Annotated in this window: 19 protein-coding genes and 5 pseudogenes; 12 read left to right on the forward strand and 12 right to left on the reverse strand. The window is 69.6% G+C overall.

Translation table 11 applies throughout. The annotated features are described in order from the left end of the window. The first annotated feature begins 11 nt into the window (after nucleotides 1–11). Complete coding sequence (gene hflC, locus C7T91_RS29520; RefSeq protein ID WP_108263400.1) at nucleotides 12–887, forward strand: protease modulator HflC; 876 nt, start codon at nucleotides 12–14, stop codon at nucleotides 885–887. Beyond that, a complete protein-coding gene (locus tag C7T91_RS29525; RefSeq protein ID WP_108263401.1) occupies nucleotides 887–1078 on the forward strand; it encodes a DUF2065 domain-containing protein in 192 nt (63 codons plus the stop codon). Before hflC ends, C7T91_RS29525 begins: the two co-directional genes overlap by 1 nt. A gap of 77 nt (nucleotides 1079–1155) precedes the next feature. Here the strand turns inward: C7T91_RS29525 and C7T91_RS29530 are convergent, their stop codons facing one another. Continuing rightward, the gene (locus C7T91_RS29530; protein ID WP_108263402.1) at nucleotides 1156–1533 is read right to left on the reverse strand and encodes a c-type cytochrome; all 378 of its coding nucleotides are present in this window, start codon (nucleotides 1531–1533) and stop codon (nucleotides 1156–1158) included. A 273-nt stretch (nucleotides 1534–1806) separates the two neighbouring features. After that, nucleotides 1807–2011 (reverse strand): annotated as a pseudogene (locus C7T91_RS40195) (glyoxalase superfamily protein). Between the two features lie 367 nt (nucleotides 2012–2378). Between C7T91_RS40195 and rnr the strand changes: the two are divergent. Both rnr and C7T91_RS29545 read left to right on the forward strand, forming a co-directional pair. Beyond that, nucleotides 2379–4874 carry a ribonuclease R gene (rnr, locus tag C7T91_RS29540; RefSeq protein ID WP_108263404.1) on the forward strand — a complete coding sequence of 832 codons (2496 nt, stop codon included), beginning with the start codon at nucleotides 2379–2381 and terminating at the stop codon, nucleotides 4872–4874. Further along, complete coding sequence (locus tag C7T91_RS29545) at nucleotides 4799–6457, forward strand: ABC transporter permease (RefSeq protein ID WP_236638589.1); 1659 nt, start codon at nucleotides 4799–4801, stop codon at nucleotides 6455–6457. Before rnr ends, C7T91_RS29545 begins: the two co-directional genes overlap by 76 nt. A gap of 56 nt (nucleotides 6458–6513) precedes the next feature. Here C7T91_RS29545 and trpB read toward each other — a convergent pair whose 3' ends face one another. Then, complete coding sequence (trpB, locus tag C7T91_RS29550; protein ID WP_108263406.1) at nucleotides 6514–7734, reverse strand: tryptophan synthase subunit beta; 1221 nt, start codon at nucleotides 7732–7734, stop codon at nucleotides 6514–6516. A gap of 154 nt (nucleotides 7735–7888) precedes the next feature. On the opposite strand from trpB, the gene C7T91_RS29555 reads away from it, so the two are divergent. Further along, nucleotides 7889–8497 carry a hypothetical protein gene (locus C7T91_RS29555; RefSeq protein ID WP_108263407.1) on the forward strand — a complete coding sequence of 203 codons (609 nt, stop codon included), beginning with the start codon at nucleotides 7889–7891 and terminating at the stop codon, nucleotides 8495–8497. A gap of 896 nt (nucleotides 8498–9393) precedes the next feature. On the opposite strand, the gene C7T91_RS29560 is transcribed toward C7T91_RS29555, so the two are convergent. From C7T91_RS29560 to C7T91_RS29570, 3 genes are all read right to left on the reverse strand, one after another. Then, entirely contained in the window at nucleotides 9394–9591 is a 198-nt protein-coding gene (locus tag C7T91_RS29560; RefSeq protein ID WP_108263408.1) for a hypothetical protein, read from the reverse strand. Then, nucleotides 9588–10232: a hypothetical protein gene (locus C7T91_RS29565; RefSeq protein WP_108263409.1), complete on the reverse strand. Its 645-nt coding sequence runs from the start codon at nucleotides 10230–10232 to the stop codon at nucleotides 9588–9590. The genes C7T91_RS29560 and C7T91_RS29565 overlap by 4 nt, the downstream gene beginning before the upstream one ends. Before the next feature lie 110 nt (nucleotides 10233–10342). Next, nucleotides 10343–10618 carry a DUF2312 domain-containing protein gene (locus C7T91_RS29570; protein WP_236638609.1) on the reverse strand — a complete coding sequence of 92 codons (276 nt, stop codon included), beginning with the start codon at nucleotides 10616–10618 and terminating at the stop codon, nucleotides 10343–10345. A 392-nt stretch (nucleotides 10619–11010) separates the two neighbouring features. Here C7T91_RS29570 and C7T91_RS29575 point away from each other — a divergent pair, with 392 nt between their 5' ends. The 3 genes from C7T91_RS29575 to C7T91_RS37445 all read left to right on the forward strand — a co-directional run bounded on the left by C7T91_RS29575 (nucleotide 11011) and on the right by C7T91_RS37445 (nucleotide 13415). After that, nucleotides 11011–11505 carry a class I adenylate-forming enzyme family protein gene (locus tag C7T91_RS29575; RefSeq protein WP_330848908.1) on the forward strand — a complete coding sequence of 165 codons (495 nt, stop codon included), beginning with the start codon at nucleotides 11011–11013 and terminating at the stop codon, nucleotides 11503–11505. Further along, nucleotides 11492–12124 (forward strand): DsbA family oxidoreductase, encoded by a 633-nt coding sequence (locus C7T91_RS29580; RefSeq protein ID WP_108263410.1) that lies wholly within the window; start codon nucleotides 11492–11494, stop codon nucleotides 12122–12124. The genes C7T91_RS29575 and C7T91_RS29580 overlap by 14 nt, the downstream gene beginning before the upstream one ends. Before the next feature lie 73 nt (nucleotides 12125–12197). Continuing rightward, nucleotides 12198–13415 carry a multidrug effflux MFS transporter gene (locus C7T91_RS37445; protein WP_161556162.1) on the forward strand — a complete coding sequence of 406 codons (1218 nt, stop codon included), beginning with the start codon at nucleotides 12198–12200 and terminating at the stop codon, nucleotides 13413–13415. A 99-nt stretch (nucleotides 13416–13514) separates the two neighbouring features. Here the strand turns inward: C7T91_RS37445 and C7T91_RS37450 are convergent. The 3 pseudogenes from C7T91_RS37450 to hemB all read right to left on the reverse strand — a co-directional run. Further along, nucleotides 13515–14011 (reverse strand): annotated as a pseudogene (locus C7T91_RS37450) (penicillin acylase family protein); the annotation flags it as partial. A 161-nt stretch (nucleotides 14012–14172) separates the two neighbouring features. Continuing rightward, a pseudogene (locus C7T91_RS38815) lies at nucleotides 14173–14526 on the reverse strand (lipid-binding SYLF domain-containing protein); the annotation flags it as partial. A 264-nt stretch (nucleotides 14527–14790) separates the two neighbouring features. After that, nucleotides 14791–15790, reverse strand: a pseudogene (gene hemB, locus C7T91_RS29600) (porphobilinogen synthase). Nucleotides 15791–16494: 704 nt separating this feature from the next. On the opposite strand from hemB, the pseudogene mfd reads away from it, so the two are divergent. Together mfd and C7T91_RS29615 are read left to right on the forward strand one after the other, a co-directional pair. After that, nucleotides 16495–19918: pseudogene (mfd, locus tag C7T91_RS29610) on the forward strand (transcription-repair coupling factor); the annotation flags it as partial. A gap of 197 nt (nucleotides 19919–20115) precedes the next feature. After that, on the forward strand, nucleotides 20116–20511 hold the full coding sequence (locus tag C7T91_RS29615) for an NAD(P)/FAD-dependent oxidoreductase (protein ID WP_145963066.1): 396 nt from the start codon (nucleotides 20116–20118) through the stop codon (nucleotides 20509–20511). Between the two features lie 552 nt (nucleotides 20512–21063). Here C7T91_RS29615 and C7T91_RS29620 read toward each other — a convergent pair. Both C7T91_RS29620 and C7T91_RS29625 read right to left on the reverse strand, forming a co-directional pair. Continuing rightward, nucleotides 21064–21492 carry a hypothetical protein gene (locus C7T91_RS29620; protein WP_108263414.1) on the reverse strand — a complete coding sequence of 143 codons (429 nt, stop codon included), beginning with the start codon at nucleotides 21490–21492 and terminating at the stop codon, nucleotides 21064–21066. A 442-nt stretch (nucleotides 21493–21934) separates the two neighbouring features. Next, nucleotides 21935–22450, reverse strand: coding sequence for a hypothetical protein (locus C7T91_RS29625; protein WP_108263415.1), 516 nt, complete (start codon nucleotides 22448–22450; stop codon nucleotides 21935–21937). A 606-nt stretch (nucleotides 22451–23056) separates the two neighbouring features. Here C7T91_RS29625 and C7T91_RS29630 point away from each other — a divergent pair. Beyond that, entirely contained in the window at nucleotides 23057–23671 is a 615-nt protein-coding gene (locus C7T91_RS29630; protein ID WP_108263416.1) for an aldehyde dehydrogenase family protein, read from the forward strand. Nucleotides 23672–25182: 1511 nt separating this feature from the next. Next, nucleotides 25183–25461, forward strand: coding sequence for a hypothetical protein (locus tag C7T91_RS29640; RefSeq protein ID WP_108263418.1), 279 nt, complete (start codon nucleotides 25183–25185; stop codon nucleotides 25459–25461). A gap of 110 nt (nucleotides 25462–25571) precedes the next feature. Here C7T91_RS29640 and C7T91_RS29645 read toward each other — a convergent pair whose 3' ends face one another. Continuing rightward, entirely contained in the window at nucleotides 25572–26225 is a 654-nt protein-coding gene (locus C7T91_RS29645; protein WP_145963067.1) for a hypothetical protein, read from the reverse strand. Between the last annotated feature and the right edge of the window lie 322 nt (nucleotides 26226–26547).

A 26547-nucleotide genomic window follows, 5' to 3' on the forward strand; every position in this document is an offset into this window, starting at 1 on the left:
AGACGCGAGCCATGAAGAAACTGAACATCATCCTCATCGGCGGCGTCGTTGCCGTCGTGCTGCTGGCCTCCTCCGTCTTCATCGTCGACGAGCGCGAGAAGGCGCTGGTGCTGCGCTTCGGCCAGATCCAGTCGGTCAAGGAAACCCCCGGACTGGCCTTCAAATGGCCGTTCATCAACGAGGTCGTGCGCTATGACGACCGCATCCTGTCGCTCGACACCACCACGATCGAGGTGACGCCCTCGGATGACCGCCGCCTGGTGGTCGACGCCTTCGCGCGCTACCGGATCGCAGATCCGCGCCAGTTCCGCGAAGCAATCGGCACCGGCAGCCTGGCCACGGCCGAGAGCCGCCTGGAAGGCATCATCAACCCGCAGATCCGCGCCGTTCTCGGCCAGGACGGGGTGACCTCGAACACGATCCTCTCCGAGGACCGCTCGGGTCTGATGCAGCAGATCACCGATGCGTCGCGCGCCCGCGCGCAGTCGCTGGGGCTCGAAGTGCTCGACGTGCGGCTGAAGCAGACCAACCTGCCGGAGCAGAACCTCGAGGCGACCTTCGCGCGGATGCGCGCCGAGCGGGAACGCGAGGCGGCCGACGAGATCGCCCGCGGCGAGGAAGCCGCCCAGCGGGTCCGCGCCCAGGCCGACCGTACGGTGGTGGAGATCACCTCCGAGGCACAGCGCGAGGCGGAGATCACCCGAGGCGAGGCCGATGCCGAGCGCAACCGGGTGTTTGCCGAGGCCTACGGACAGGACGAGGGCTTCTTCGAGTTCTACCGTTCGCTGACCGCCTATGAGCGGGCGCTGAAATCGGGCAATTCGTCGCTGGTGATCACGCCGGACAGCGAGTTCTTCGACTATCTCGGCGGCTCGGCGGGCCGCTGATGGCGACCGTGCTGACGGCGCTCGGCTTCGTGCTGGTCTTCGAGGGGCTGGTCTTCGCGCTGCTGCCCTCGCGGCTGGAGGACCTGATCGAGACCCTGTCGCGCTTCTCGCTGGAAGCGCGGCGGATGATCGGCCTCGGCGCGGTGGCGGCCGGCGTTGCCGTCCTGTGGCTGGTGCGCGGCCTCTCCTGAGGGCGCCGGAAGCGGAGATGCGGGCCGGACGGCCGGGAACGGGCGCCCCTCGGGGCGCCCGTTCCACGTTCGGGGACTCACTCCGCCAGCGTGGCGAGATAGGCGAGGATGAAATCCTGCACGGTGCGGTCCTCGATGCCGACATGGCGCATCTTGGTGCCGGGCATGAAGCCGTCATTGTCCTCCATCCAGGCGCGCAGCGCGGCCGGGGTCCAGACGATGCCGGACCCGGCCAGCGCGTCGGAATACCCGTAGCCCTCGAAGCTGCCGGCGGGACGGCCGACGATGCCGGTCAGCAGCGGCCCGTAGCTGGCGCGGTCGGCCTCGACCGAGTGGCAGCGCTTGCAGGCGGTTTCGAAAAGCGCGGCCCCGGCATCGATCTTGACCTGCTCGAAGGTGTCGGCGGCCGCGGCGGTGGCGAGGAGCGCAAAGGCGGGGAGGAGGATGCGGATCATGGCCTGTCCTTTCGTGTTCAGACGGGGCCATGTTGCGCAGGGGAGGGACGGCGGGCTTGAGGCAGGTCAAGCCGGGCTGCCCGGGAGCTGCGACCTTGGTCGCAAATTGCGACCTTTGTCGGGGGCAGCCGGGGCCGGACTCTGCGGCCCTCCGCGCCCGGAAGGTCCGGCGCCGCGCTGTCCGGCCCGTTCGAACCGGCGCGGCAGGCGCCCGGCGGCACGATCCTCCCTGCCTGCCCCCGGTCGGCAGGGGGCACGCCCCCTGCCCCATGCTCAGGGGTCCAGCACCAGATGCGGCGTCCCGTCGGAGCGGCGCGCGGGCGAGAGGCCGTCGGCCCCGACAAGCGCCGAGACCTGGCGGCGGAAATCGCAGCGAGATCTTCCAGTGGCTGCCCTGCTTCTCGATCCCCAGCACCTCGCCCGCGAAGGGCTGGCCGAGGAACCGGCCGCGCACGCGCTGGCCGACCATTGCGGGCATCTCGGGGGCGTTGCGCCGCGCCAGCGCGGCCCTTCCGCGACATCCCGCGGGTCTGCGGCCTGCTGGAAAAGGCGGGCTTCGCCGATCCGCTGGGCCGCGAGGCGCAGACCGTGCTGACGCATCCCGGCGGGCTCGGCGCGGTGCGGGCGATGACGCCCTGGATCGGTCCGGTCGGCGGCCTCATGNAGGACCTCGAGATCATTCTCGACAGCGTCGCCGCCGCCTTCGCGCAATGGGACGGACCCGGCGGCCTGCGGGTGCCCGCGGTGGTGAACCTCTTTTCCGCCCGCGCCGCCTGAGCCCTTCGCGGCAGGGCGGCGCTGCGCTTCCCCGTGACGCCGCCCCGGGCGCGTGCTATGCGCGAATCATGACCCGTATTCCGACCAAGGAAGAGGTCCTTGCCTGGATCTCCGACAACCCCGCGCTCAGTTCCAAACGTGACATCGCCAAGGCCTTCGGCCTGAAGGGCGCTGAACGGATCGGGCTGAAATCGATACTGAAGGACCTCGAAGCCGAGGGCCATCTCGAGAAGCGCCGCAAGAGCTACCGCGACCCCGAGCGCCTGCCGCCGGTCTCCATCCTGCTGGTGGAAGAGCCCGACATCGACGGCGACCTGTTCGGCCGTCCGCTGGAATGGCAGGGCGAGGGCCCCGAGCCGCGCGTGCTGATCCGGCCGCGCCTCAACGATCCGGCGCTGGCGCCGGGCGAGCGCATCCTGGCGCGGGTCCAGAAGGTCGAGGGCGAGGAGGACTACGCCTATACCGCGCGTCTGGTGCGCCGGATCGGCCACAACCCGCACCGCATCCTCGGGCTCTACCGCAAGACCGCCGAGGGCGGCCGCATCGTGCCGGTCGACAAGAAATCCGACCGCGAATGGCGCGTGCCCCCGGGGGCCAGCCACGGCGCGAAGGATGGCGAGCTGGTCGAGGCGGAACAGTCCGGGCCGCGCGTCCGCATGGGCCTGCCGCAGGCACGGGTGATCACCCGTCTCGGCGATCCCTCGCAGCCCAAGGCGGTGTCGCTGATCGCCATCCACCAGCACGGCATCCCCGACGATTTCCCCGATGCGGTGATCGAGGAGGCCGACAAGACGAAGCCGGTCGGGATGTCGGGCCGCGAGGATCTGCGCGACCTGCCGCTGGTCACCATCGACCCGGCGGATGCGCGCGACCATGACGATGCGGTCTATGCCGAGCCCGACAGCGATCCCGGCAACAAGGGCGGCCACATCGTCTGGGTCGCCATCGCCGATGTCGCCGCCTATGTCCGCCCGGGCACCCAGCTCGACCGCGAGGCCCGCAAGCGCGGCAACTCCACCTATTTCCCCGACCGGGTGGTGCCGATGCTGCCCGACCGGCTGTCGGGCGACCTCTGCTCGCTGCACGAGGGCGTGGCGCGTCCGGTCATCGCGCTCCGGATGGTGTTCGATGCCGAGGGCAGCAAGCGCGGCCATTCCTTCCACCGGGCGCTGATGCGCTCGGCCGCCTCGCTGACCTATGAAGAAGCCCAGGCCGTCGCCAATGGCGAGCCGTCCTCGGAGCAGGCCGAGATGCTGGCCGACACGGTGCTCAAGCCGCTCTTCGAAGCCTATGCCGCCTGCGCGCGCGCGCGGGACCGGCGCCAGCCGCTGGAGCTGGAGCTGCCCGAGCGGCGCATCCAGCTGTCCGAAGAGGGCACGGTGACCTCGGTGGCCTTCCGCGACCGGCTGGACGCGCACCGGCTGATCGAGGAATTCATGGTCATGGCCAATGTCTGTGCGGCCGAGACCCTGATCGCCAAGCGGCGGCCGCTTCTGTTCCGCATCCACGAGGAACCTGATCCCGACAAGCTGGAGGCGCTGCGCGAGACCGCGACCGCCTCCGGCCTCGTGCTGGCCAAGGGGCAGGTGCTGAAGACCGCGCATCTCAACCGGCTGCTGAAGCAGGCGGCCGGGACCGACCAGGCCGAGCTGATCAACCTCACGACGCTGCGTTCGATGACCCAGGCCTATTACAGCCCGGTCAACCTGGGCCATTTCGGCCTGGCGCTGCGGGCCTATGCGCATTTCACCTCGCCGATCCGCCGTTATGCCGACCTGATCGTGCACCGCGCGCTGATCGCGGCGCATGGCTGGGGGGCGGACGGGCTGACGCCCGAGGAAGAGGAGCTGCTCGAGAAGACCGCGCAGCACATCTCGGATACCGAGCGCCGCTCGATGGCGGCCGAGCGCGACACCACCGACCGCTATCTCGCGGCCTTCCTGTCGGAGCGCCTGGGCGCCGAGATGACCGGGCGGATCGCCGGCGTGGCGAAGTTCGGGCTTTTCGTGAAGCTCGACGAGAGCGGGGCCGACGGTCTGGTGCCGGTGCGGACGCTGGGCCACGAGTTCTTCCATCACGACCCGGCGACGCAGTCGCTGATGGGCGCGGAGAGCGGCCGGGTCTTCACCACCGGCCAGCGCGCGCTGGTCAAGCTGCAGGAGACCGAGCCGGTCACCGGCGGCGTGCTGCTCGAGCTCCTTGAGGTCGAGGGCGAGGAGGTCACCCGCACCGGGGCCCGCCGCGCGCCGCCCTATGGCCGCAAGGCGCCGAAGGGCAAGGGGCCGAAGCGCAAGCCCGGTTTCCGCAAGGCCCGCCGGAACGACGCGGCGGAGAGCCCGGGAGGTACGGGCGCCCCGGAACCGGGCAGCCGTTCCCGCGCCCGTCCAGCCGGCAGCCATGGCAGGCCGGACAAGCTGCGCGCAGAGGACGCTTTGCATGCCGGCCCGCAACAGGATAGGAAACCCCGTCCTGCAGTCCCGGTGCCGAGATGTCAGACCCCATGCCCGCCTCGCCTCCTCCGATCCCGAGCTTCCGGCTCGGCCAGCTGCCCTGGCTGGCGCTGACCGCGCTGATCGCCCTCGTCGTCCTGCTGCCTCTCGGCACGGTGATCTGGCTGGCGGTCGGCAATTCCGGCGGAGTCTGGGGGCATCTCGCCTCCACCACGCTGCCGCGCTACCTCGGCAACACGCTCGTCATGATGGCCTCGGTAGGTTTCTTCGCCGGGCTTGCCGGCACGGTCACGGCCTGGCTGGTGACGATGTACAGCTTCCCGGGCGTGCGCTGGCTCCGCTGGGCGCTGCTGCTGCCGATGGCGATTCCGGCCTATATCGGCGCCTATGCGCTGACCGACCTGCTGGAATATGCCGGGCCGGTGCAGACCGGGCTGCGCGGCCTCTTCGGCTGGGAAAGCGCGCGCGACTACTGGTTCCCGGAGATCCGCTCCCGCTGGGCGGCGATCCTAGTGCTGTCGGCGGCGCTCTTCCCCTATGTCTACCTGCTGAGCCGCAGCGCGCTGCGCGAGCATTCAGCCTCGAGCTTCGATGTCGCCCGGGCGCTCGGCGCGGGCCATGTCGCGCGCTTCCTGCGGGTCGGCCTGCCGCTGATCCGCCCGGCCGCGGCCGCAGGCATCGCCATCGTGATGATGGAGACCGGCGCGGATTTCGGCGTCGTCGATTTCTTCGCCGTGCAGACGCTGACCACCGGCATCTTCACCACCTGGCTCGAGGGCGGCTCGGCGGCGGGCGCGGCGCAGATCGCGCTGGTGAGCCTCGGGCTGGTGCTGGTGCTGGCCTCGGCCGAGCGGATCAGCCGCCGCCGCGCGCAGGTCTATGCCCATACCAAGCGGCTGTCGAAGCCGAACCCGATCCCGCTGCGCGGCCCGGCCGGCTGGATCGCGACCGTCGCCTGCCTGCTGCCCTTCTTCATCGGCTTCCTGCTGCCCGGCGGGATCATCCTGCATCTGGCCATCCAGAATGCCGATGAATGGCTCGATCCGCGGCTGATCCGGGCCGCGACCAACACGCTGGTCACGGCCGGCACCGCCTCCGTGCTGACCGTCTGCCTCAGCCTGCTCCTTGTCTATGGCGTGCGGCTGACCGGATCGAAGGCGATGCGCGGGCTGCTGCCGGTCACGGCGCTCGGCTATGCGGCGCCCGGCGCGGTGCTGGGGCTCGGGCTGCTGCTCCCGGTCGCGGCGCTCGACCACCGGATCGCGGATGTCTTCGACCTCTTCGGCATCAATGCCGGGATGGTGCTGACCGGCTCCTCGGCGGCGGTGATCCTGGCCTACATGGTGCGGTTCTTCGCCATCGGACAGGGCGCCGCCGACAGCGCCATGGGGCGGATCGCGCCGAGCCTGCCGATGGCGGCGCGCTCGCTGGGGCGGACGCCGGCGGGCACGCTCCGGACCGTGCACCTGCCGATGATCAAGGGATCGATCGGCACGGCGCTCCTCCTCGTCTTCGTCGACGGGGTCAAGGAACTGCCCGCGACGCTGCTCCTGCGGCCGTTCAATTTCGACACGCTGGCGACGCGGGTCTACGACCAGGCCTCGCTGGAGAAGATCGGCGATGCCGCCCCGCCTTCGATGCTGATCATCCTCGTCGGGCTCTCGGCGGTGATCCTGCTGGCGCGCACCAACCGCTGAAACGGAAAAGGCCGGGCGCATGGCCCGGCCTCCGCCTGTACCGAATGGCCGGAGCCTTACATCTCGACGCCGAGATGCTGGGCCACCGCGAAGATGTCCTTGTCGCCGCGGCCGCACATGTTCATGACGATGATGTGGTCCTTCGGCAGCTCGGGCGCGATCTTCAGCACATGGCCGAGCGCGTGGCTCGGCTCCAGCGCCGGGATGATGCCTTCCTGCGCGCAGCAGACCTGGAAGGCGGCGAGCGCCTCCTTGTCGGTGATCGAGACGTATTCGGCGCGGCCGGTGTCATGCAGCCAGGAATGCTCCGGCCCGATGCCCGGATAGTCGAGACCGGCCGAGATCGAGTAGCCTTCGAGGATCTGGCCGTCATCGTCCTGCAGCAGGTAGGTGCGGTTGCCGTGCAGCACGCCCGGACGGCCGCCGGTCAGCGAGGCGCAGTGCTCCATCTTCTCGTCGACGCCCTTGCCGCCGGCTTCGACGCCGATGATCTTGACGTCCTTGTCGTCGAGGAACGGGTAGAACAGGCCCATCGCGTTCGATCCGCCGCCGATCGCGGCGATGATCGTGTCGGGCAGGCGGCCCTCCTGCTCGAGGATCTGCTCCTTGGCTTCCTTGCCGATGATCGCCTGGAAGTCGCGGACCATCGCCGGATAGGGATGCGGGCCCGCCACGGTGCCGATGCAGTAGAAGGTATCGCGGACGTTCGTGACCCAGTCGCGCAGCGCGTCGTTCATCGCGTCCTTCAGCGTGCCGCGGCCGGAGGTCACCGGAACCACCTCGGCGCCCAAGAGCTTCATGCGGAACACGTTCGGCTTCTGCCGCTCGACGTCATGCGCGCCCATGTAGACGACGCATTTCAGGCCGAACTTGGCGCAGACGGTGGCGGTGGCCACGCCGTGCTGGCCCGCGCCGGTCTCGGCGATGATCCGGGTCTTGCCCATGCGGCGCGCCAGGATGATCTGGCCCAGCACGTTGTTGATCTTGTGCGCGCCGGTATGGTTCAGCTCGTCGCGCTTGAGGTAGATCTTGGCGCCGCCGCAGTGTTCCGTCAGCCGCTCGGCGAAATAGAGCGGGCTGGGACGGCCGACGTAATGCTTCCAGAGATAGTCCATCTCCGCCCAGAATTCGGGGTCGGTCTTGGCGAAGTCGTATTGCTTCTCAAGCTCCAGGATCAGCGGCATCAGCGTCTCCGAGACGAAGCGGCCGCCGAAATCGCCGAAGCGGCCATTCTCGTCGGGGCCGGTCATGAAGCTGTTGATCAGGTCATCGGGCATGGGACATCTCCTCTCGCACTGCGTGCTTGAACAGCGAACGGGCCGCGGGGTCAATGGGCATGGGCCGGTTTCCGCGCTGCGGCGAAGGCGCCGACTTCCGCAGGGGCGGCTTTCGTCCTAGGGTCGCGGCATTGGACTACCTAGGAGACCTCCGATGAAGACCAAATTCACGGCCGCCATCCTGGCCGGCGCGCTTGCGCTTTCCGCTTGCGAGAACATGACCCAGCAGCAGGGCGAGCAGGCGATGGGCGCCACCGCCGGCGCCATCGGCGGCGCGGTCCTGGCCCAGCTTCTGGGGGCCAACGCTGGCTGGACCGCGGCAGGCGCGCTGGCATGCCCGCCGCCGCGGCCGCGCGCCGCCGATCCGATGAGCTACGCGATGGACCGGATGGCGCCGGTCTGCCGGGCCGCGGGCGTGGCCTTCTCGGCAGCGGAGGGGTTCATCGACCGGGCGGATATCGACGGCGACGGCGCGCCGGATGCGGTGGTCGACTGGGGCAAGGCCGGCTGCAGCTCCGCCGGGACCTTCTGCACCGGCGAGTTCTGCGACCTGACCTTCCTCTACAATATCGGGGAGGGCGGCTTCGTGCCCGGGCTGACGATCCGGGCGAAGGGCTACCAGGTGGCGCCGATCCTCGACATCATGACCGACTTGGAGATCATCGTCCCGTCCAGTGCCTGCGGCTACGAGGAAACCGGTGAATGCGCGGCGATCTACCATTCCCGCCCGGGCGGGGATGTCGAGCTGGTCGGCTATTTCTGACGGCCGGGCCTGCGGGGCCGGAGGGAGAGATCCGCGCAGCGGAGCGCCCGGCGGCTTGCCAACTTGTCCTCGCGGGGCATCGATCCGGCAACGCCCGCTGCGGGCTGGAAGTTCGGGCGGTGGCCGTCTTCGGAGGCTGTCCGGCCAGGGCGCGGGATGCTGCGCCTTGTGCGGCCGCACAGGCAACGGAGGGCTCCTGGGGCGGCCTTGCGGCTTGCGGCCCTCGCGGTCCCGCTGGCAGCGCAGGTGTCCTGAGCGGCCCTGATGCTGCCCGGCCGCTGCGGAGGCTTTCTGGTGATTGCGGGCCATCTAGATCCCGCTATCGGTTCCGTGCTCCGTGCTCCGTGCTCCGTGCTCGGTGCTCCGTGCACCGTGCTCCGTGCTCCGCGCGCCGCGCTGCCGCGGGGCCTTCCGCTCCCGGCCTGATGCCGCCTCTGCGGTTCCCCTGGGGGACATGCTGCGCCAACAGGCGGAAATTCCCGGGGCCGGAGGACCGCGTGGCCGGACCGTTCGCCGGTCCCCGGTCCAGCAGCATGCCGGGGCGGGATCGGACGGGCGCGGTTCGGAGAAGCGCGGCGGCTGGCGGAGACGGGATGCGGCGGGGACGGAACGTCCCTCCGAATGCCGGACGGGCGCCGACACCAGGGGCTGTCCGGCGCATGACCGGCAGCTGTCCGGAGGGGAGGCGGAAGGCTGCCGCACCGGATGTCCGCACGTCCCTGGTCGGCGCGCTTGCCGGCACCCGGCCGCAGCGCCGGCCGTGCTCCTCGATCAGGCGGCGCTGTGTTTGCGTCGGCGACCGGTCGACCGGCGGGGTCTCCGGCTCCGGCGGGCGGTGGTGGATGAGGGTCTCCTCGAGCTGGTCGGGAACTCCCGGATCGGCTGCCTGTTTTCCATCACACCAGCCCTTTCGCGATCGCCATGTCCTCGCCGATCGTCAGAATGGCCAAGCTGCCGCCGGTCTTCTCGATGCGTACCGAGCTGCGCGGCAGCTGGACGGCGTCGCGGAGGTCTCCGGTGGTGCTGACCCAGATCGCTCCCTCCGCGCGCTGGTGGATCTGGACCTCGATCTCGATCATGTCGGTGGTGGTCATGCGGCTTTCCTTTCAAGGTAGGCGCCCCACTGGTCGGCCATCGCCTCGGCGATGCCGTCGAAGGTGCGGCTGCGGAATTTCCAGCGGTCCGGTCCCGGCGGGGCGCGGTGAATGGCGGACCAGCGCTTGTGTGCCTCGGTGCCGGGTTTCGGCGGCGTGAGCCTGTTGCTCGCCGACAGCGGCGGCAGGTCGCGCAGGTAGAGGCCGGTCGCCTTGAAGGCCGGATCGCCGAACCACCAGGGCTGGACGATCTGCGGGCGGGGCAGGCCGGGTGGCATCCGCTCGCGGGCATGGCGGTGCATCACCGGGTTCTCGACGCAGATCCGCGGCACCGGCGCGTGCCAGAGATCGGCGAAGAGCTGGACGCCGTTCTCGAGTTCGGCCCACATCTCGGCATGCGTGCGGCCGCGCGGCGGGCGGTGCAGCCAGCGGACGCCGCTGTTGCAGAGCCGGGTGCAGGGCGGATGCGCGACCATCAGCAAATCCCAGTTCAGGTGCAGCACCTCGCGGGCGTCGCAGCGGAAATGGGTGTTCGCTCCGTCCTCGGCCGGGAGCAGGTCGCAGGACCAGGCGTCGTGCCCGCGGCGGGCGAAGGCGCGGCGGACCACGCCGGAGGTCTCGCAGGCGACGAGCACGCGCATCAGGCGGTCCCCCAGGCGGCGGCGAGCCAGAGCAGCAGGACGAGCAGGATCGGCCCGCGGAAAGCGAGGTCGGAACGGGTCATGGGGATGTCCTGGAAAAAGGGCGGGCGTCAGCCCATGCCGAGGGCGTCGCAGTAGAGCTCGAGGACGGCCTGTTCTTCGGCGATGTCCTCCTTGTCGCGCTTTCTCAGCGCGATCACTTTGCGCATCACCTTGGGGACGTAGCCGCGCCCCTTGGCCTCGGCGAAGACCTCTTTCACCTGCCCGGCGATGTCCTTCTTCTCGGCCTCGAGGCGCTCGACGCGCTCGATGAACTGGCGCAGCTCGTCGGCGGTGACGCGGAACACCCGGTCCTTCTCGGCGGCGTCCTCGGCGGTTTCCTTCAGGCGCGCCTCGATGCGGTTGAGGCCGTCGCAGGTGAAGGGCCCGACGGTCACGTCTCCGACCGTCATCGTCAAGCTGTGTCCGTCGCTCATGGCGGTCTCCTTTTGGATGCGGATCGCTCTGGTTGGGGCCTGCCGGGTTGCGGGATACGGGTGAACTTGGGCGGCAGGCCCCTGCCGGAGCGGTCATCTCGGCCCGGGCCGGGGTGCGGCTGGCGGCGGCCGGGTGTCTGGCGCGCATGCGGCGGGTTCAACGTCGTCAGCCTCTTGGCCGCATGCGCTCCGGGCTTGTCGTCGCCCGGTATCCTGTCGCGCGCCCCGGGGCAGGGAGGAGGAGACCGGGCTTTCCGCAGGCCGGCCGCTGCATCGCGCTTCTGGGCGAGGACGGCCGCCCTGTGCCGCGCGGCACCCCCGGCACCATCGCCGTGGCGGCGGGCGATCCCGGGCTGATGCTGGGCTATCTCCATGCGCCAGAGGAGACCCGCGCCCGCTACGCGCCGGACGGCAAGTGGTTCCTGACCGGCGATCTCGGCGAGATGGACGGCAGCGGCGCCATCGCCTATCTGGGCCGCGACGACGACATGATGAATGCCGGCGGCTTCCGGGTCTCGCCGATCGAGGTGGAAACCGCGCTGGCCGCCCATCCGCAGGTGGCCGAAGCCGCCGCAGTGGAAATCGCCGTGAAGGAAGGCGCCAGCATCATCGCCGCCTTCTATGCCGGCGAGGAAATCCCCGAAGCGGAGCTGGCCGCCCATGCCGCCGGCCGGCTCGCCCACTACAAGTGCCCGCGGCTCTTCGTGCATTGCGAAGCGCTGCCGAAAAGCCCCAACGGCAAGCTGATGCGCCGCAAGATACGACAGGATTACGAGACTTCCCATGATCAAGCTTGACGTCATTTCCGACCCGATCTGCCCCTGGTGCTATATCGGCAAGACGCGGCTGGACCAGGCACTGGCCCAGCGGCCGAAGCACCCTTTCGTCATCGAATGGCACCCGTTCCAGCTGAACCCCGACATGCCGCGCGAGGGCATCGACCGGAAGGGCTATTACGAGACGAAATTCGGCAGCAAGGAGGCCGCGGCCGAGACCGTGACCTCGATCATGGCCGCCGCGAAGGAGACCGGGCTCGAGTTCGACCTCTCGGCGATCCCGCGCGTGCCGAACACGCTCGATGCGCACCGGCTGATCCTCTGGGCCGAGGTCGAGGGCTGCCAGGGGCCGGTGGTGGACGCGCTGTTCCACGCCTATTTCCAGGAAGGCCGCGACATCGGCGACCGCGACGTGCTGTGCGACATCGCCGACGCGGCGGGCATGGATGCGGCGATGATGCACCGGCTGCTCGACAGCGACGCCGACCTGAAGCTGATCGTCGAGCGCGACGCCGCCTTCCGCGGCATGGGCGTAACCGGCGTGCCGACCTTCCTCGTCGACCGCAAGCAGGCCGTGCCCGGCGCGCAGCCCGCCGATCTGTGGGTGCAGGTAATCGATGAAATTGCGGGAATGGCCTGACAGGTCTGCGCGCGGGCGCACAGATTAACAAGGTGACAGGGCGGGATTGCACACCTAAACCCGCAGCATGTCAGTGAAATCTCCCGAGTCGCAGCCCTCCAAGGGCGAGTTCGTCGCGCTCATGGCCATGATGATGGCCACCAACGCGTTTTCCGTGGATGCCATGCTGCCCGCGCTCTCCGAGATGGGCCAGACCCTGTCCCCGGAGAACCCGGTGCGCTCGCAGCTCGTCGTGATCATCTTCATGATCGGCATGGGCATCGGCACCTTCTTCACCGGGCCGCTGTCGGATGCCTATGGCCGCCGCCCGCTGGTGATCGCCTCGGGCGCCGTCTACATGGCCGGCGCCGTGCTGGCCTGGCTCGCCCCCTCGCTGGAGCTGATCCTCGCCGCACGGCTGATCCAAGGCCTCGGCGCCTCGGGCGCGCGGGTCGTCGCCATGGCGATGGTGCGCGACCGCTTCGCCGGGCGGGCGATGGCGCAGATCACCTCGCTGATCATCACCGTCTTCATGGTCTTCCCGGCGATCGCGCCCTCGATCGGCCAGGCGATCATCTGGATCGGCGGCTGGCGCTCGGTCTTCCTGTCCTTCGTGATCTTCTCGGGCATCGTGCTGACCTGGTTCATGCTGCGCCAGCCCGAGACGCTGGCCCCGGAGAACCGCCGCCCGATCCGCCTGCCGCTGATCCGCGCCGCGCTGATCGAGATCGTGTCGATCCCGATGGTGCGCCGCACCGTGCTGGCGATGAGCTGCTGCTTCGCAATGATGCTGACCAACATCGCCTCGATCGAGCTGGTCTTCGAGGAGGTTCTGCACCGCGGCGCAGAATTCCCGCTGTGGTTCGGGGCGGCGGCGATTTCCTCGCTGGCCGCGCCGATGCTGAATTCGCGGATCGTCATGCGCTTCGGCATGCACCGGATCTCGACCATCGCGATGACCTCGCAGGCGGCGCTCTCGGGGCTCTACCTGATCGCGCTGCAGACCGGGCTTGTGCCGAAGGAGATGCTGCTGCCCTATTTCCTGTGGCTGGTATCGATCTTCATGACGATGGGCCTCTCGATGGGCAATCTCAACGCCATGGTGATGGAGCCCCTGGGCCATGTCGCGGGCATCGCCTCATCGCTGATCGCCTCGATCTCGACGATTCTCGGCGCGCTGGTGGCGATCCCGGCGGCAGCCAGCTTCAACGGCACCCAGATGCCGGTGGTGCTGTGCATCTTCGGCTTCATGGTCTTCGGGCGGCTGATGCTCGCGGGCCGCGCCTATGACCGGATGGGCAGCCCCGCCTGAACCGGGGCGCCGCTGGACAGCGAAGGGCCGGAGCGGGCGACGCTCCGGCCTTTTTTCATGCCTTCTTCTTCGCGGGCTCGGTCCGGGCCCGCTGCGCCAGAACAGGAACAGCTCGGGCGCGCCGCGGCCGAGCGCGCGGGCATTCACCTGGTCGATCCAGGCATTGACCCCGGCGGCATAGGCCTCGAGCGCGCGCCGCGCCTCCGGGCTCTGCACCGCAAGAGAGGTTTCGGCGGCCTTGTANGAGACCGAAGCGCAGCAGCAGGTCATCGACCCCCGCGGTGCGTTCGCCGAAAAGCTCGGACAGCCGTCCCTGGGCGGTGCGGCGGAACATGGTCATCTGCCACAGCCGGTCCTGGGCATGGGCGAAGCCGAGGCCGAAATAGACATCCCCGTCGGTCGTGCCCACGATATGCGGCACCGCATAGGTGTCGCGGACGATCTCCACCGGGGCGGAGATACCCTCCAGCGTGAAGCTGTCGTCGTAGTCGGGCAGGGATCGGGTAACGAGGNTACCAGCACAGCGCCAGCGCCGCCGCCCCGAGCAGCGACAGCCCGAGGAAGAGGCGCAGGCCCCAAGTGAAGACGAACCGCATGCGCCGGGCTCCCTAGATGCGGGGCGCAACCGGCCCCGNGTCCGGGCGCGCCGAGGGCCCGGTTGCAGATTNGAAACCGCCCTGCTCAGCGCAGNGATGCGGGTGTATTTCGTGCCCGCCAGAGTCGCGGCGGCGCGCAGCCCGGTCTGGGCGAAGAGGATGGCGATCACCGGCTTGCCGCTGACATCGGTCGAGGCGGAGAGGTTGCCGCCCTGCTTGTCGAGCGCGTATTCGGCATCGGCGCCGCCGGCCCAGCCGGGCGAGGTGCGGAACTCGCGCAGCGCCTCGGGGGTCAGGAAGAACATCACCGAGGCATATTGCTGCGCGCCGATCTGGAAGCCGAAGCTCGCCTGGGTCGCGGAGTAGTAGTCCACCGTCGCGTCGCCGATCACCAGCGCGCCTTCGCCATAGCCGCCGCCGACGATGAAGCCGGCCTTGCCGATCAGCGGCATCACCAGCATNACCCGAGGACTTCGCCTTGAGCNTCGCGGGTTTCGGGAAANGTTCGCGTACATNGTAGCTGAGCGTCTGCTGCACGCGGCGGTCGATCNACCGCAGCGCCATTGGTGCCNCACGGANATTGTCGCAGGCCGCNCAGCANGCGCGGCGCCNCCCCGCTNAGAACNGGCGCGTCGGGTNCGGATTGGNTCATGCTCGCCTCGTCTGTCCTGGCTCCGCGGAGCCCACCTGCAAAAATGCGCCCTTCCGGCGTCTTTCGCGGCGGACTCTATGCGAATGCGCGGACCTTGTCATTGCCAATGNCGGTTGCTCGGGGCCGGTCAGGCCGAAAGCAGCCGGGCGACGCGCGGCGCGAAATAGGTCAGGACGCCGTCGCAGCCCGCGCGCTTGAAGGCCAGGAGGCTCTCCATCATGATTTTCTCGCCGTCGATCCAGCCGTTCTGCGCGGCGGCCTCGATCATCGCGTATTCGCCCGAGACCTGGTAGGCGAAGGTCGGCACGCCGAACTCGCTTTTCACCCGGTGGCAGATGTCCAGATAGGCCTGTCCCGGCTTGACCATCACCATGTCGGCGCCTTCCTCGAGGTCGCGCGCGATCATCCGCAGCGCCTCGTCGGAATTGCCCGGATCCATCTGATAGGTCTTCTTGTCGCCCTTGAGCGCCCCGGTCGCGCCCACCGCATCGCGGAACGGCCCGTAATAGGCCGAGGCGTATTTCGCCGAATAGCTCATGATCGTGACATTCTGGTGGCCCGCCGCCTCCAGCGCGTCGCGCATCGCGGCGATCCGGCCGTCCATCATGTCCGACGGCCCGAGGATGTCGGCCCCGGCCTCGGCCTGCGCCAGCGCCATCCTGACCAGCGCCACGACGGTCTCGTCATTGACGATCTCGCCGTCGCGGACGATGCCGTCATGGCCGTTGCTGTTATAGGGGTCGAGCGCGATGTCGGTCATCACCGCGAGCTGCGGCACGGCCGCCTTGATCGCGCGGATCGCCCGGTTCGAGATGTTCTCGGGGTTCCAGGCCTCTTCGCAGCCCGGGGTCTTCAGCGACGGGTCGGTATAGGGGAAAATGCAGATCGCCGGGATGCCCAGATCGGCCGCGCCCTGGGCAGCCGCGACCGCGCGGTCGACGGAGTAGCGCATGACGCCCGGCATCGACGCGACCGGTTCCTCGATGTTTTCGCCTTCGCGCACGAAGATCGGCCAGATCAGNGTCCGACACCGACAGCGAGCTTTCGCAGACCAGCCGCCGGATGGCGTCGGATTGGCGGGTGCGGCGGGGGCGCTGGCGCATCTGGAAGGCGTGGGGGCTGGTCATCTCGGACTCCGGCTTGAACGGTGGCCCCGAGTGCCNACGGAATGGCGCGCATCTCAAGGCTGGCCCTCGCCGTCACTTGGCGTTAGCACCGTCACACCCTCGTGACGATCCGGNAGCCTGCCGCCCGTGCCCCTGAGCCCTTTCGACCTGATCTCCGCTTCGGCGTTTTCCAGCCTCTGGTACTGGATCGTTGCCGCCCTGGTCTGGACCCGCATCGCGCATGCGCCGATGGGCATCCCGATGGAGCATTACGACCGCGCCCGCGCGGTGGGCGGCGACCGGGATNGCCTTCGCGCNTCCTGCGCGCCGGGGNTGGCGCGGCAGCTCGGCTACAGCGAACGCGCGCGGGTCTGGTTCACCGGCGTCTGGGCCTTTGCGCTCAGCTCCCTGCTGGGCCTGTCGCTGCTCGGCGCTGAACTGGCGCAGGCGCTGCTGCTCCTGGCGCTGCCGCTCGCGGCCAGCCAGGGAATGGTCTGGCGCGCGGCGCGGCGCATGTCGCAGATGGAGACCGAGGTCGATCCGCTGATGGCGGAACTGAAGCGCCTGCGGCTGCATCTGCAGCTGCTTTCCTTCGCGGCGATCTTCGTCTCGGNCCGTGTTCNGGCATGAACCAGGTGCTGTCCCNGCGCCTATCTCTGAGCGGCTGGGCGGTTGACAGCACGGCCCCCGGCGCTACCCCCTTCGGGGCGAAGGAGTTTCTGACCATGACCGATCCCAATCACCTGACCGTCGGCGGCGCGCCCGAAGGCTATGATGCCCGGCTGCTCTTGCGCGAGGTCGAGNCGGTCGGCGGGCCCGGTCCTGCATGTGGCGCGCGACGACAAGCGGCTGGAGGCGATGCGCGCGGCGCTGGCTTTCTTCGCGCCCGAGATGCCGGTCTTTTCCTTTCCGGCTTGGGATTGCCTGCCCTTCGACCGGGTTTCGCCCAACCCGGACATCTCGGCGGCGCGGATGGCGACGCTGGCGGCGCTGGTCCATGGCATGCCGGCGCGCTTCGCGATCCTGACCACGCTGAACGCCGCCACGCAGAAGATCCCGGCGCGCGAGCTCCTGCGCGAGGCAGCCTTCCGCGCGCAGGTCGGCCATCGGATCGACGAGCCGGGGCTGAAGAAATTCCTGGTGCGGATGGGCTTCACCCAGTCGCCCACGGTGATGGAGCCGGGCGACTACGCGGTGCGCGGCGGCATCATCGACATCTATCCGCCGGGCGAAGGCGGGCCGGTGCGGCTCGACCTCTTCGGCGATACGCTGGACAGCGCCCGGCGCTTCGATCCGGTGACGCAGCGCACCACCGAGACGCTGAAGGAGGTCGAGCTGGCCCCAGTCTCGGAGATCGTTCTCGACGAGGCGGCTGTGACGCGGTTCCGGCAGAATTACCGGATCGAATTCGGCGCGGCGGGCACCGACGATCCGCTCTACGAAGCGATCTCGGCGGGGCGCAAGCATCAGGGGGCGGAGCACTGGCTGCCGTTCTTCCACGAGCGGCTGGAGACGCTGTTCGACTACCTTCCCGGCGCGTCGGTCATGCTGGACGATCAATTCGATGCGGCGCGAAGCTCGCGCTGGGAGACGATCGCCGACCAGTATGACGCGCGGCGCGAGGCGATGGCCGACCGCAAGCGGCTGGCTTCGGTCTACAAGCCCTGTCCGCCGCAGCTGCTCTATCTCGACGACGCGGCCTTCGAGGCGGCGGTCGCGGGCCGCCGGGTTATGCGGCTGAACCCGCTGCAGCAGGCGACCGGGCCCGGCGTGATCGATGCCGGGGGGCGCATCGGCCGCAATTTCTCGCCCGAGCGGCAATTGGAGAACGTCAACGTTTTCAGTGCACTCGCGGACCATCTTAAGGCAAAGCTGAAATCCGGTCCGGTGATCGTCGCCAGCTATTCCGAAGGTGCGCGCGAGCGGCTGAAGGGCCTGCTGGAAGACGAAGACCTGCTGGGCGCCAAGGAAATCAAGGATTTCCGGGACGTTTCTCAGAAAGAGAAATCGGNTCAACCTGGCGGTGTGGGCGCTGGAGCACGGGTTCGAAGCCGAGGGCATGACCGTCGTCTCGGAACAGGACGTGCTCGGCGACCGGCTGATCCGCGCGCCGAAAAAACGCAAGCGGGCCGAGAACTTCCTGACCGAACTTCAGACGCTTTCGCCCGGCGATCTGGTCGTGCATGTCGAGCATGGCGTCGGCCGCTACCAGGGGCTCGAGGTCATCAACACGCTTGGCGCAGCGCATGAGATGATCCACATCGAGTATGCCGAGGCTGCGCGGCTCTATCTGCCGGTGGAGAATATCGAGCTGCTCAGCCGCTACGGCCACGAGGACGGGCTGCTCGACAAGCTCGGCGGCGGCGCCTGGCAGGCCAAGAAGGCGCGGCTGAAGGAGCGCATCAAGGAGATCGCCGACCGGCTGATCCGGATCGCTGCCGAACGCGAGCTGCGCAAGGCGCCGATCCTCGCCGCGCCCGAGNGGCATGTGGGACGCGTTCTGCGCGCGTTTCCCCTACACCGAGACCGACGACCAGCTGCGCGCCATCGAGGACACGCTGGATGACCTGGAACGCGGCCGCCCGATGGACCGGCTGGTCTGCGGCGATGTCGGCTTCGGCAAGACCGAGGTGGCGATGCGCGCCGCCTTTGTCGCCGCCATGGCGGGCCAGCAGGTCGCCGTCATTGCGCCGACGACGCTTCTGGCGCGGCAGCANTGCCAAGGCCTTCGAGGAGCGCTTCCGCGGCTTCCCGCTGGAGGTCCGCCAGCTTTCCCGCTTCGTCTCCGCGAAAGAGGCAACCGCGACCCGCAAGGGGCTGGCAGACGGCACGATCGACATCGTGGTCGGCACCCATGCGGTGCTGGCCAAGCAGGTGAAGTTCCAGAATCTCGGCATGCTGGTCATCGACGAGGAACAGCGTTTCGGCGTCACCCACAAGGAGCGGCTGAAGCAGATGCGGTCGAACATCCATGTTCTGACCCTGACCGCGACGCCGATCCCGCGGACGCTGCAGATGAGCCTGTCGGGGGTGCGCGACCTGTCGATCATCGGCACGCCCCCCGTGGACCGGCTGGCGATCCGCACCTATGTCAGCGAATTCGACCCGGTGACCGTGCGCGAGGCGCTGCTGCGCGAACACTACCGCGGCGGGCAGAGCTTCTTCGTCGTGCCGCGCGTCGCCGACATCCCGGAGATCGAGGAATTCCTGCGCGAGCAGGTGCCGGAGGTGACCTTTGTCGTCGCTCATGGCCAGCTGGCGGCGGGCGATCTGGATGACCGGATGAACGCCTTCTATGACGGCAAGTTCGACGTCCTGCTGGCCACGACCATCGTGGAATCCGGCCTCGACATCCCGACCGCGAACACCATGGTGGTGCACCGCGCCGACATGTTCGGCCTGGCGCAGCTCTACCAGATCCGCGGGCGCGTCGGCCGCTCGAAGACCCGGGCCTATGCCTACATGACGACGAAGCCGCGGATGAAGCTGACGCCTGCCGCCGAGAAGCGGCTGCGCGTTCTGGGCTCGCTCGACAGCCTCGGCGCGGGCTTCACCTTGGCCTCGCAAGACCTTGATATCCGGGGCGCCGGCAACCTGATCGGCGAGGAGCAATCCGGCCAGATGAAGGAGGTCGGCTACGAGCTCTACCAGCACATGCTGGAAGAGGCGGTGCTGAAGATCCGCTCGGGCGAGGCCGAGGGCGTGCTCGAGGATGACGGCCAGTGGGCGCCGCAGATCAACCTCGGCGTCCCGGTGCTGATCCCGGAGGAGTACGTGCCCGATCTGGACGTGCGGCTGGGGCTCTACCGCCGCCTTTCGGGGCTGACCACCAAGGTGGAGCTCGAAGGCTTCGCCGCCGAGCTGATCGACCGCTTCGGCAAGCTGCCGCGCGAGGTCAACACGCTGCTTCTGGTCGTGCGGATCAAGGCCGAGTGCAAACGGGCGGCAATTGCCAAGCTCGATGGCGGGCCGAAGGGCGTCACCATCCAGTTCCACAACGACAAGTACCCGAACCCGGCCGGGCTGGTGGAATACGTGCAGTCGGAAAAGGGGCTGGCGAAGATCAAGGACAACAAGATCGTGGTGCGGCGCGACTGGGACAAGGCCAGCGAGCGGATCAAGGGCGCCTTCGCCATCGCCCGCGATCTCGGGTGCTGTCCGGCGATGCGTCGAGCCTGCGGCAGGACGGCACCGGCTGGCAGGTCGACACCGCCGAGGGCGCCGCCGCAGCGGAGCATGCCGTCATCGCCCTCGGCCCCTGGTCGCCGCGCATTCTGGCACGGTTCGGCTACCGCATTCCGATGGTCTACAAGCGCGGCTATCACGGCCATTTCGCAGCGCCGCGCATGCCCGTGCGGCCCTTCCTCGACGTGGATAACGGCATCGTTGCCACGCCGATGACGGACGGGCTGCGGCTTGCGACCGGCGCGGCGCTGGTGACCCGTGCCAGCGCCCCCGACACGCGCCAGCTGGAGCGCGGCCATGCAGGGATTTCCGACCTGATCGAGACCGGAGAACGCATCGGCGAGCCCCAGTGGTCCGGCACGCGGCCCTGCCTGCCGGACATGCTGCCGCTGGTCGGCGCCGCGCCGGGACATGCCGGGCTGTGGATGAATTTCGGCCATGGGCACCAGGGCTTCACCTTGGGCCCGACCACCGGCGCGCTGCTGGCGCAGATGGCCTCGGGGCAGGCGGCCGACGGGTTCGACGCGCTCTTGCCGAAGAACCGGGTGCACGCATGAGCTTCCGTGCCGAGACCCTGGCCGCGGACCTCGCCCTGGCAGAACGAATCAACGCAAACCGCGGAATCCCTCGGGCGGCAGGTCCCCGGCGCCCTTCCTGCCCGTTCGGCTGGTGCGATCCGGCACCCCGCTTGGACCTGCGGCGCCTCCATGGCCCGCTCTGGCGGAGCGACAGGCCCGGCAGCCCCAGGAGGGCGAGGCAGGCCCGGATCGCAGCCTCGCCACGGGACAGCTGGCGGCCGCGCCGTCCCATGGCCTCGAAGGATCGAGGGCTCCGACCGGATGGTCAGGGAGCCTCGCTGCCTCGACGCCTGATTGCAGCTGCGCCAGTTGGCGGCCTTTTGCACCGTCTTCGGAGGCCTGCGCATGCCGCCCAGCTAGCATGCCGGACACATGAGATGACTCCGCCTGGCTTTGTCCGCCAACGCCCGTGCCCCCCGGAAGCTTTCAGGCTTGGTCCGGCCCGGTCGCCTCCGCCTTGGTCTGCCGGCCTCTCCTGCATGACGCAACCCCGCAAAGCCTCGGGGGCGCGGGGGAGGGCCGTCCGCCGCATCATCCCGCAGTGGTCCGGACCGTCAGGACCCGACCGACAGGACCGGTCACCCCCTCCCCGTCCCGCAGTCCCTCGCCGACGGCAGCCCGGACGTGGGCGAAGCCGCCGGCGACGGCGGTGCCCCCTCGTCGGCCGCGTGCCGCCCCGGCTTCTGCAGGCGCCGCCCAGAAGGCCGGAAGGCCGCTGCCGAGCGCCTGCTCCGCCAGCGGATCGCCGCCCCCTCCGTCCAGCCGCGCGCCCTCCCAGGACGCATCGCCGGCCCAGTACAGGCGCCCAGGCAACGGCTCCTCCGGATCCCGGAACAGATCGACCGTCTGGTATTGCAGCCAAACGGCCCCCTGCGCGCGGAAATAGCCGCAGAGCACATCCCAGACGCCAGCGGGATCGGTCGTTGCGGCCATCGCCGCATGCAAGCTGTCGAGCGTCATGCCTGACTCCGATTGTCCGGCTCGTTCGCTCCGCGGCGGCTCCCGGCCTCCGCGACAGCAGTTCTTTCCGCAGGTTGGACCAGCTCGGCCCGCAGTGCAACCCGCGGACAGGCAGGCGCGCCGCTTGGGACCGGCGGCCGCGGACGGAACGCGGACCAGACTTGGCGGGCGCCGTTGCGCAAATCAGCTTGCGACCGCAGGTCCCCTTTCCCCGGACAGACTTATCCCTTTGCCACGGTGACCGGGATACCGAGGGCAGCGAAGCGGTTGAGGAATGAGCGGGCCGCGCCACCGGACCGAGCGGCACCGCGAACACGCCGCTTCGAGCCGCCATGCTTGCGCCTGTGCCGCGGCTTCGCGGCGGCGGTCGCGGAAGCGGAAGCCGCCGGGGAGATCGGCGCGGAGCGGGCGGAGACCCTGAACCGCCGCGCCGGTGCCGAGCTCAGTCCCGCGGGAAGCTGACGAAGCCGTTGACGTCGAGGGCCTGCAGCGCCTCCGGCGGCGCATGGACCGAGGCCGACAGCGCCGCGTTCTGGTCGATCCACCACAGATCCGGCGAGCCGGGCACGCTGAACTGCATCTCGAGGAACAGCCGCATATGCGCCGCGAAGGCCTGCGCCTCGGCGGTGTAGGGCAGATAGAGGCTGTTCACCGTGATCCGCTGCCACGGATAGCAGTAGCGCGGCGAGACCCGGAGCCCGATGCGGTCGCGCGCCAGCCGGCTCCGCGCGAAGAACGCCGCCAGGCTTTCGCGGAACAGGATGTCGATGTCGAAGACGAAGACCGGCCGGGCATGGGCGCGCATCAGCTCCGGCGCGATCATGTAGCGCAGGCTGGCATACCAGGCGCGCTCCGCCGGAACATCCTGCATCAGCCGGAGCTCGATCCCGCCGAGCTCTTCCGCCAGCGCGCCGAACCGCGCCGCGAGCTCCGCGCCGGGATTGGCGACGGCCAGCACGATCTCGTCGTCTCCGGCGGCGCGGCAGCTGCGCAGCGCCCTCGGCCATCGAGCCCGGGATCGGCCACGGCGCGGCGCCGAACGCCACCGGTCCGAGTCAGCGGGCCGAACGGCGGACAGCTGGCGCGCTGCCGCTGAACGGGACCGACGGCGGCGCCATATTTGCCGCTCCCTGCGGCTGCGGCCACGACATCCGCAAGGTCCCCACCCGCCTCCGGTCCATTCGGGACTGGCTCATGGCCTTGGTTCTGGCGCTCATGAACGGATACCGAGACCTGGATCAGGCCTTTGCCGAGGCCTGATCGCATTGTTCAGGATCGGCTCCGGAGGAAACGGCCGGGCGCCGCGCTGCCCGGAAGCGCTGAACAGACCCCGTCTGCACTGCCGCAAGACCGCCCGCCACCGGGCTGGCGGTTCCGCCGCATTGCGGAGCCGCGTCCGGCTGAACCGGACGGCTGCCGCCTCCGCCCGAGCTCTTTCCCGCTCGAAGAAGCCGCCTTCACCGGATCGACGCCGGAGAGACCGGGCCGGGACTCCGGCCAGCCGGGCTTCTCCGGCCCGCCGCGGACCGGCCGCCCCAGGCTTGCCGAATATCCGCAGGCCTCCATGGCCGAAAGACCGCCCGGCATGGAACTCCGCCCGAAACCGCCTCGGCAGCCCGGCGGCGCGCGGGACGGCAAGACAGCGCAGGAGGTCGAGGCCTCGCTGGAGCGGCTCTTCGCCTGGGCGGCCTGGGCGGACAAGCAGGACGGCGCGGTCAAGCCTGTGCCGGGCAAGGCGATGGCGGTGGCACTGAACCAGCCCGCGGGCGTGATCGGCATGGCGCTGCCGGATGCGCCGGCGCTCCTGGGGCTGGTCTCCTGCATCGCCCCGGCGCTGGCCACGGGCAATGCCTGCGTCGCGGTGGCTTCCCATGCCTATCCGCTGATCGCGACGGAGTTCTGCCAGATCCTCGACACCTCGGACGTGCCGGGCGGGACGGTCAACATGATCACCGGCGAGACGGCCGCGCTGATGCCGGTGCTCGCCCAGCATGCAGATGTCGAGGCGGTCTGGAGCTTTGCCGGTGCGGACCTCTCCGCCGCGATCGAAACCGGCGCGGCGGGGAACCTCAAGCGGACATGGCTGCCGCGGCGGCTTGACTGGACCAAATCCAACGCAGCGGAGTTCCTGGCCGCCGCGACGCAGGTGAAGACCGTCTGGCTGCCCTACGGCGCCTGAGCGGTCACTTGAACCTGTCGGCCAGCCGCTGCAGCGGGGAGCGCGCGTCTTCGGGCGCCGCTTCCGGCTCCGGCTTGGCCGGGGCCTCGGTCTTCGGCGCCTTCTTTCCGGGCTTGCCGCCGCGCCGGAGCGGGCCGCGCGCCAGTCCGCGCCGCCGCGCGTCGCGTCGAAGACCGCCTGCGGGAACCAGGCATGCGAGAAGCCCGGCAGTTCCCCGGCGGCCTCGAAGACCGCGACGGCCAGATTGCGGTACTGGTGGACCCGCGGAATGGTGCCGCAGCCGCCCCAATAGGACGGGCGGCCGAAGCCGCAATGGATGACCTCGCTGGGATGGTTCACCCAGATCTGGGCATCCGGGTCGCTGCCGATCCGCATCTGCAGCACGGTTTCCTGATAGCCCCATTCGCCCCAGCGGTAGCGCGCGAGCGAGCCCATCGCGGTGGCGGCGGTCTTGTAGTGGTAGAGCTTGGCGAAGCGGTTCTCGCCCTGGGCGAAGGTCCATTCCCGCGCCTCGCCCGGTGCCAGCAGCGCGAGATCGCGCAGCTCCTCCGGGACGGCGAGCCCGTGGTCGCGCAGGCACAAGAGGAAGCCCGGCAGCATCTGGAAGGTGCGCCCGTAATTGCCGCGCCCCCAGAGCACCCGCGCCATCGCCGACAGTTCGCTCGTGCGTGCCGCCATCAGCGTGTGCTCGTAGGACCGGCCCTGCGCCGCGGTCAGCGTGCCCTGATGCGCCGACGCGGCGACGATGCGGACCAGCCGCAGGACGGCGCGTTCGTCCCCGAAAGCCGGACCGGCATCCGGGCCGCTCGGCCACAGTGAGTGCGGCATGCGCTCGCGAACCGCCATGGAGCGCCAGCGCAGCCGCACGGGTCCCGGCGCTGCCGCCAGGTCCGCCCGGGGATGCGCACCCGGAGTTTTCTCCGGCGGCGGCATGACGGAAGAATGCGGATGCGCTCCAGCCGGACTGCTGGCAACGAACGGAGCCTCGCCGCTTCGCAGCCGACGGTCCGGCCGAAGCGCACAACGCCGCCGCGTCATGGACAAGGCCAAAGGAGCACATCGGCACTCGCTCCATCGCGCCCGCACCCGGAAGATGCCCGCCCCGTTGCCGTTCCCATCTGCGCTCGGCGACCCGCAAGGCCCGGCCCGCCGCCATCCCCGCGCCCCGCACATGGCATCGGCGCTTCCCCGGCGGGCATGCGGCCCGGAAAGGACGCGGAGAGCCATCGCGGGAATGTCCCGACCGCCCGAGGCTGTCTTGCCATTTCACGGGGCCCTTCGCAGCGCCTCTCGACGCGGCGAGGCGAGCGGAAGCGTGGCTTCCCGCCCTTTGCACCGCCAAAGCCACAGACGCCGCATGGCCCGCCCGGGAGAGCTCCGGGCGGCCTCGCCTGCCTTCTGCGGCGCCGCGTCGAGATTGCGCGGCCCCGCAGCGTCAAGTCGATCTGCGACCGGGCCAGCGCGTCGTGCAAAAGCGGCGCAATGCCGGAAGCGGCGTTCAAGCTGCGCCAATGGTCTCTGCTGTCTTCCGGAAACGCGCTGACGGCTACGGCGAGCGCACGGTCCGGCTGGCCCTCGCCGAGTTGTTTGCGCGCCATTCGAGCCGCCAGCCGGGACCAGCTGGTCTGGCGTCGGCGAAGCTCCGCCTCTGCGGTCGCCAGTGCCGCGTCCGCCCGGTTCACCTCCTGAGCCAGCCGATCGGCCGCAAGTTGCGCCGCCGCGGTTGCGGCTTCGGCGGTCCTCCGGGCATCTTCTTCGGCCACAAGCGCTTCGTCCAGCTGCCGGTTTGATTTCTCAAGATTCCCGACTGCAGAAGTCAGTTCCGCATTCGCTGTAAGAGCGCTCTTCGAACTCCGGAAAGCCACCGCTCCCAACGCTGAAGCAACCAGGAACGCGGCGGTCAGGACCTGCAGCAAAAGCTTGCGCCGCCGATCTGCCCGTCGGCGCGCATCTTCCAGTTCCGCCTTGCGCGCAGCCGCTTCCCCCTGACGCCGCTTCGCAGCGTCGAGGCTGGCATCGACGAAGCAACGGTCCGCCTCCGACAGGTCATCGCCCCGGGTGCTTCGCCACTGGCCCGCTGTCTCAGCGCCGACGGCCAGCAGATCGTGGCCATGCTGCCCTCGGGCGCCGCCGCCCTGCCCGCCCCCGGCCCGCTCACCTGCGCGCTCCGCCCTTCCGACATCGGCTTCCTGCCTGCGAGACATCCATGAAAGACATCCCCGCCAAACCCGGCCTCCGGCCCGTCGCCCTGCCGCAGATCCCGCTGGCCGACGCGCAGCCGCAGATCCCGGCCGAAGTCTATGCCGCGCGCTGCGATGCGCTGCACGCCCGCGCGGGCTGTACCTGGACCGCCGTCTATGCCGACCGCGAACATGCCGCCAACATCGCCTTCCTCACCGGCTTCGACCCGCGCTTCGAAGAGGCGCTGCTGCTGCTCGGCCCGCAGGGCCAGCGGCTGATCGTGACCGGCAACGAGAACGTGTCGCATGTCGCGCTGAGCCGCCTGCCCGGAGTGGAGCCGGTGCTCTGCCAGTCGCTGAGCCTGATGGCCCAATGGCGCGACACCGCCCCGAACCTCGCCGCCGTGCTGCGCGATTGCGGGATGCGGCCCGGCGACACGGTGGGGCTGGCCGGCTGGAAATATCTCGCCCCGCCGGAATGGGACGGCCCGGCGCCCAGCCATTTCGTGCCGGCCTATGTGGTCGACAGCCTCGCGCAGGCCGCGGGCGGTCCGCAGGCGGTCCGACCTCCTCCGGCGGCCGGGCCAGGTCGCGGGCCACTTCCTCCGGCGGCTGCCCGTCCTGCAGGCGCGAAAGCAGCACATGAGCGAGCTCCGGCGTCAGCGGGTCCTCTGCAGCGGCGCTTGCCGGAGCACC

This window comes from Mangrovicoccus ximenensis (assembly GCF_003056725.1).
Taxonomy (GTDB): Bacteria; Pseudomonadota; Alphaproteobacteria; order Rhodobacterales; family Rhodobacteraceae; genus Mangrovicoccus; species Mangrovicoccus ximenensis.

Excerpts from the sequence above, each read along its gene's own strand:
- hflC (WP_108263400.1), top strand. The coding sequence starts at position 12 with ATGAAGAAACTGAACATCATCCTCATCGGCGGCGTCGTTGCCGTCGTG.
- C7T91_RS29525 (WP_108263401.1), top strand. The coding sequence starts at position 887 with ATGGCGACCGTGCTGACGGCGCTCGGCTTCGTGCTGGTCTTCGAGGGG.
- C7T91_RS29530 (WP_108263402.1), bottom strand. The coding sequence starts at position 1,533 with ATGATCCGCATCCTCCTCCCCGCCTTTGCGCTCCTCGCCACCGCCGCG.
- rnr (WP_108263404.1), top strand. The coding sequence starts at position 2,379 with ATGACCCGTATTCCGACCAAGGAAGAGGTCCTTGCCTGGATCTCCGAC.
- C7T91_RS29545 (WP_236638589.1), top strand. The coding sequence starts at position 4,799 with ATGTCAGACCCCATGCCCGCCTCGCCTCCTCCGATCCCGAGCTTCCGG.
- trpB (WP_108263406.1), bottom strand. The coding sequence starts at position 7,734 with ATGCCCGATGACCTGATCAACAGCTTCATGACCGGCCCCGACGAGAAT.
- C7T91_RS29555 (WP_108263407.1), top strand. The coding sequence starts at position 7,889 with ATGAAGACCAAATTCACGGCCGCCATCCTGGCCGGCGCGCTTGCGCTT.
- C7T91_RS29560 (WP_108263408.1), bottom strand. The coding sequence starts at position 9,591 with ATGACCACCACCGACATGATCGAGATCGAGGTCCAGATCCACCAGCGC.
- C7T91_RS29565 (WP_108263409.1), bottom strand. The coding sequence starts at position 10,232 with ATGCGCGTGCTCGTCGCCTGCGAGACCTCCGGCGTGGTCCGCCGCGCC.
- C7T91_RS29580 (WP_108263410.1), top strand. The coding sequence starts at position 11,492 with ATGATCAAGCTTGACGTCATTTCCGACCCGATCTGCCCCTGGTGCTAT.
- C7T91_RS29615 (WP_145963066.1), top strand. The coding sequence starts at position 20,116 with ATGCCCGTGCGGCCCTTCCTCGACGTGGATAACGGCATCGTTGCCACG.
- C7T91_RS29620 (WP_108263414.1), bottom strand. The coding sequence starts at position 21,492 with ATGACGCTCGACAGCTTGCATGCGGCGATGGCCGCAACGACCGATCCC.
- C7T91_RS29630 (WP_108263416.1), top strand. The coding sequence starts at position 23,057 with ATGGCCGAAAGACCGCCCGGCATGGAACTCCGCCCGAAACCGCCTCGG.
- C7T91_RS29640 (WP_108263418.1), top strand. The coding sequence starts at position 25,183 with ATGGTCTCTGCTGTCTTCCGGAAACGCGCTGACGGCTACGGCGAGCGC.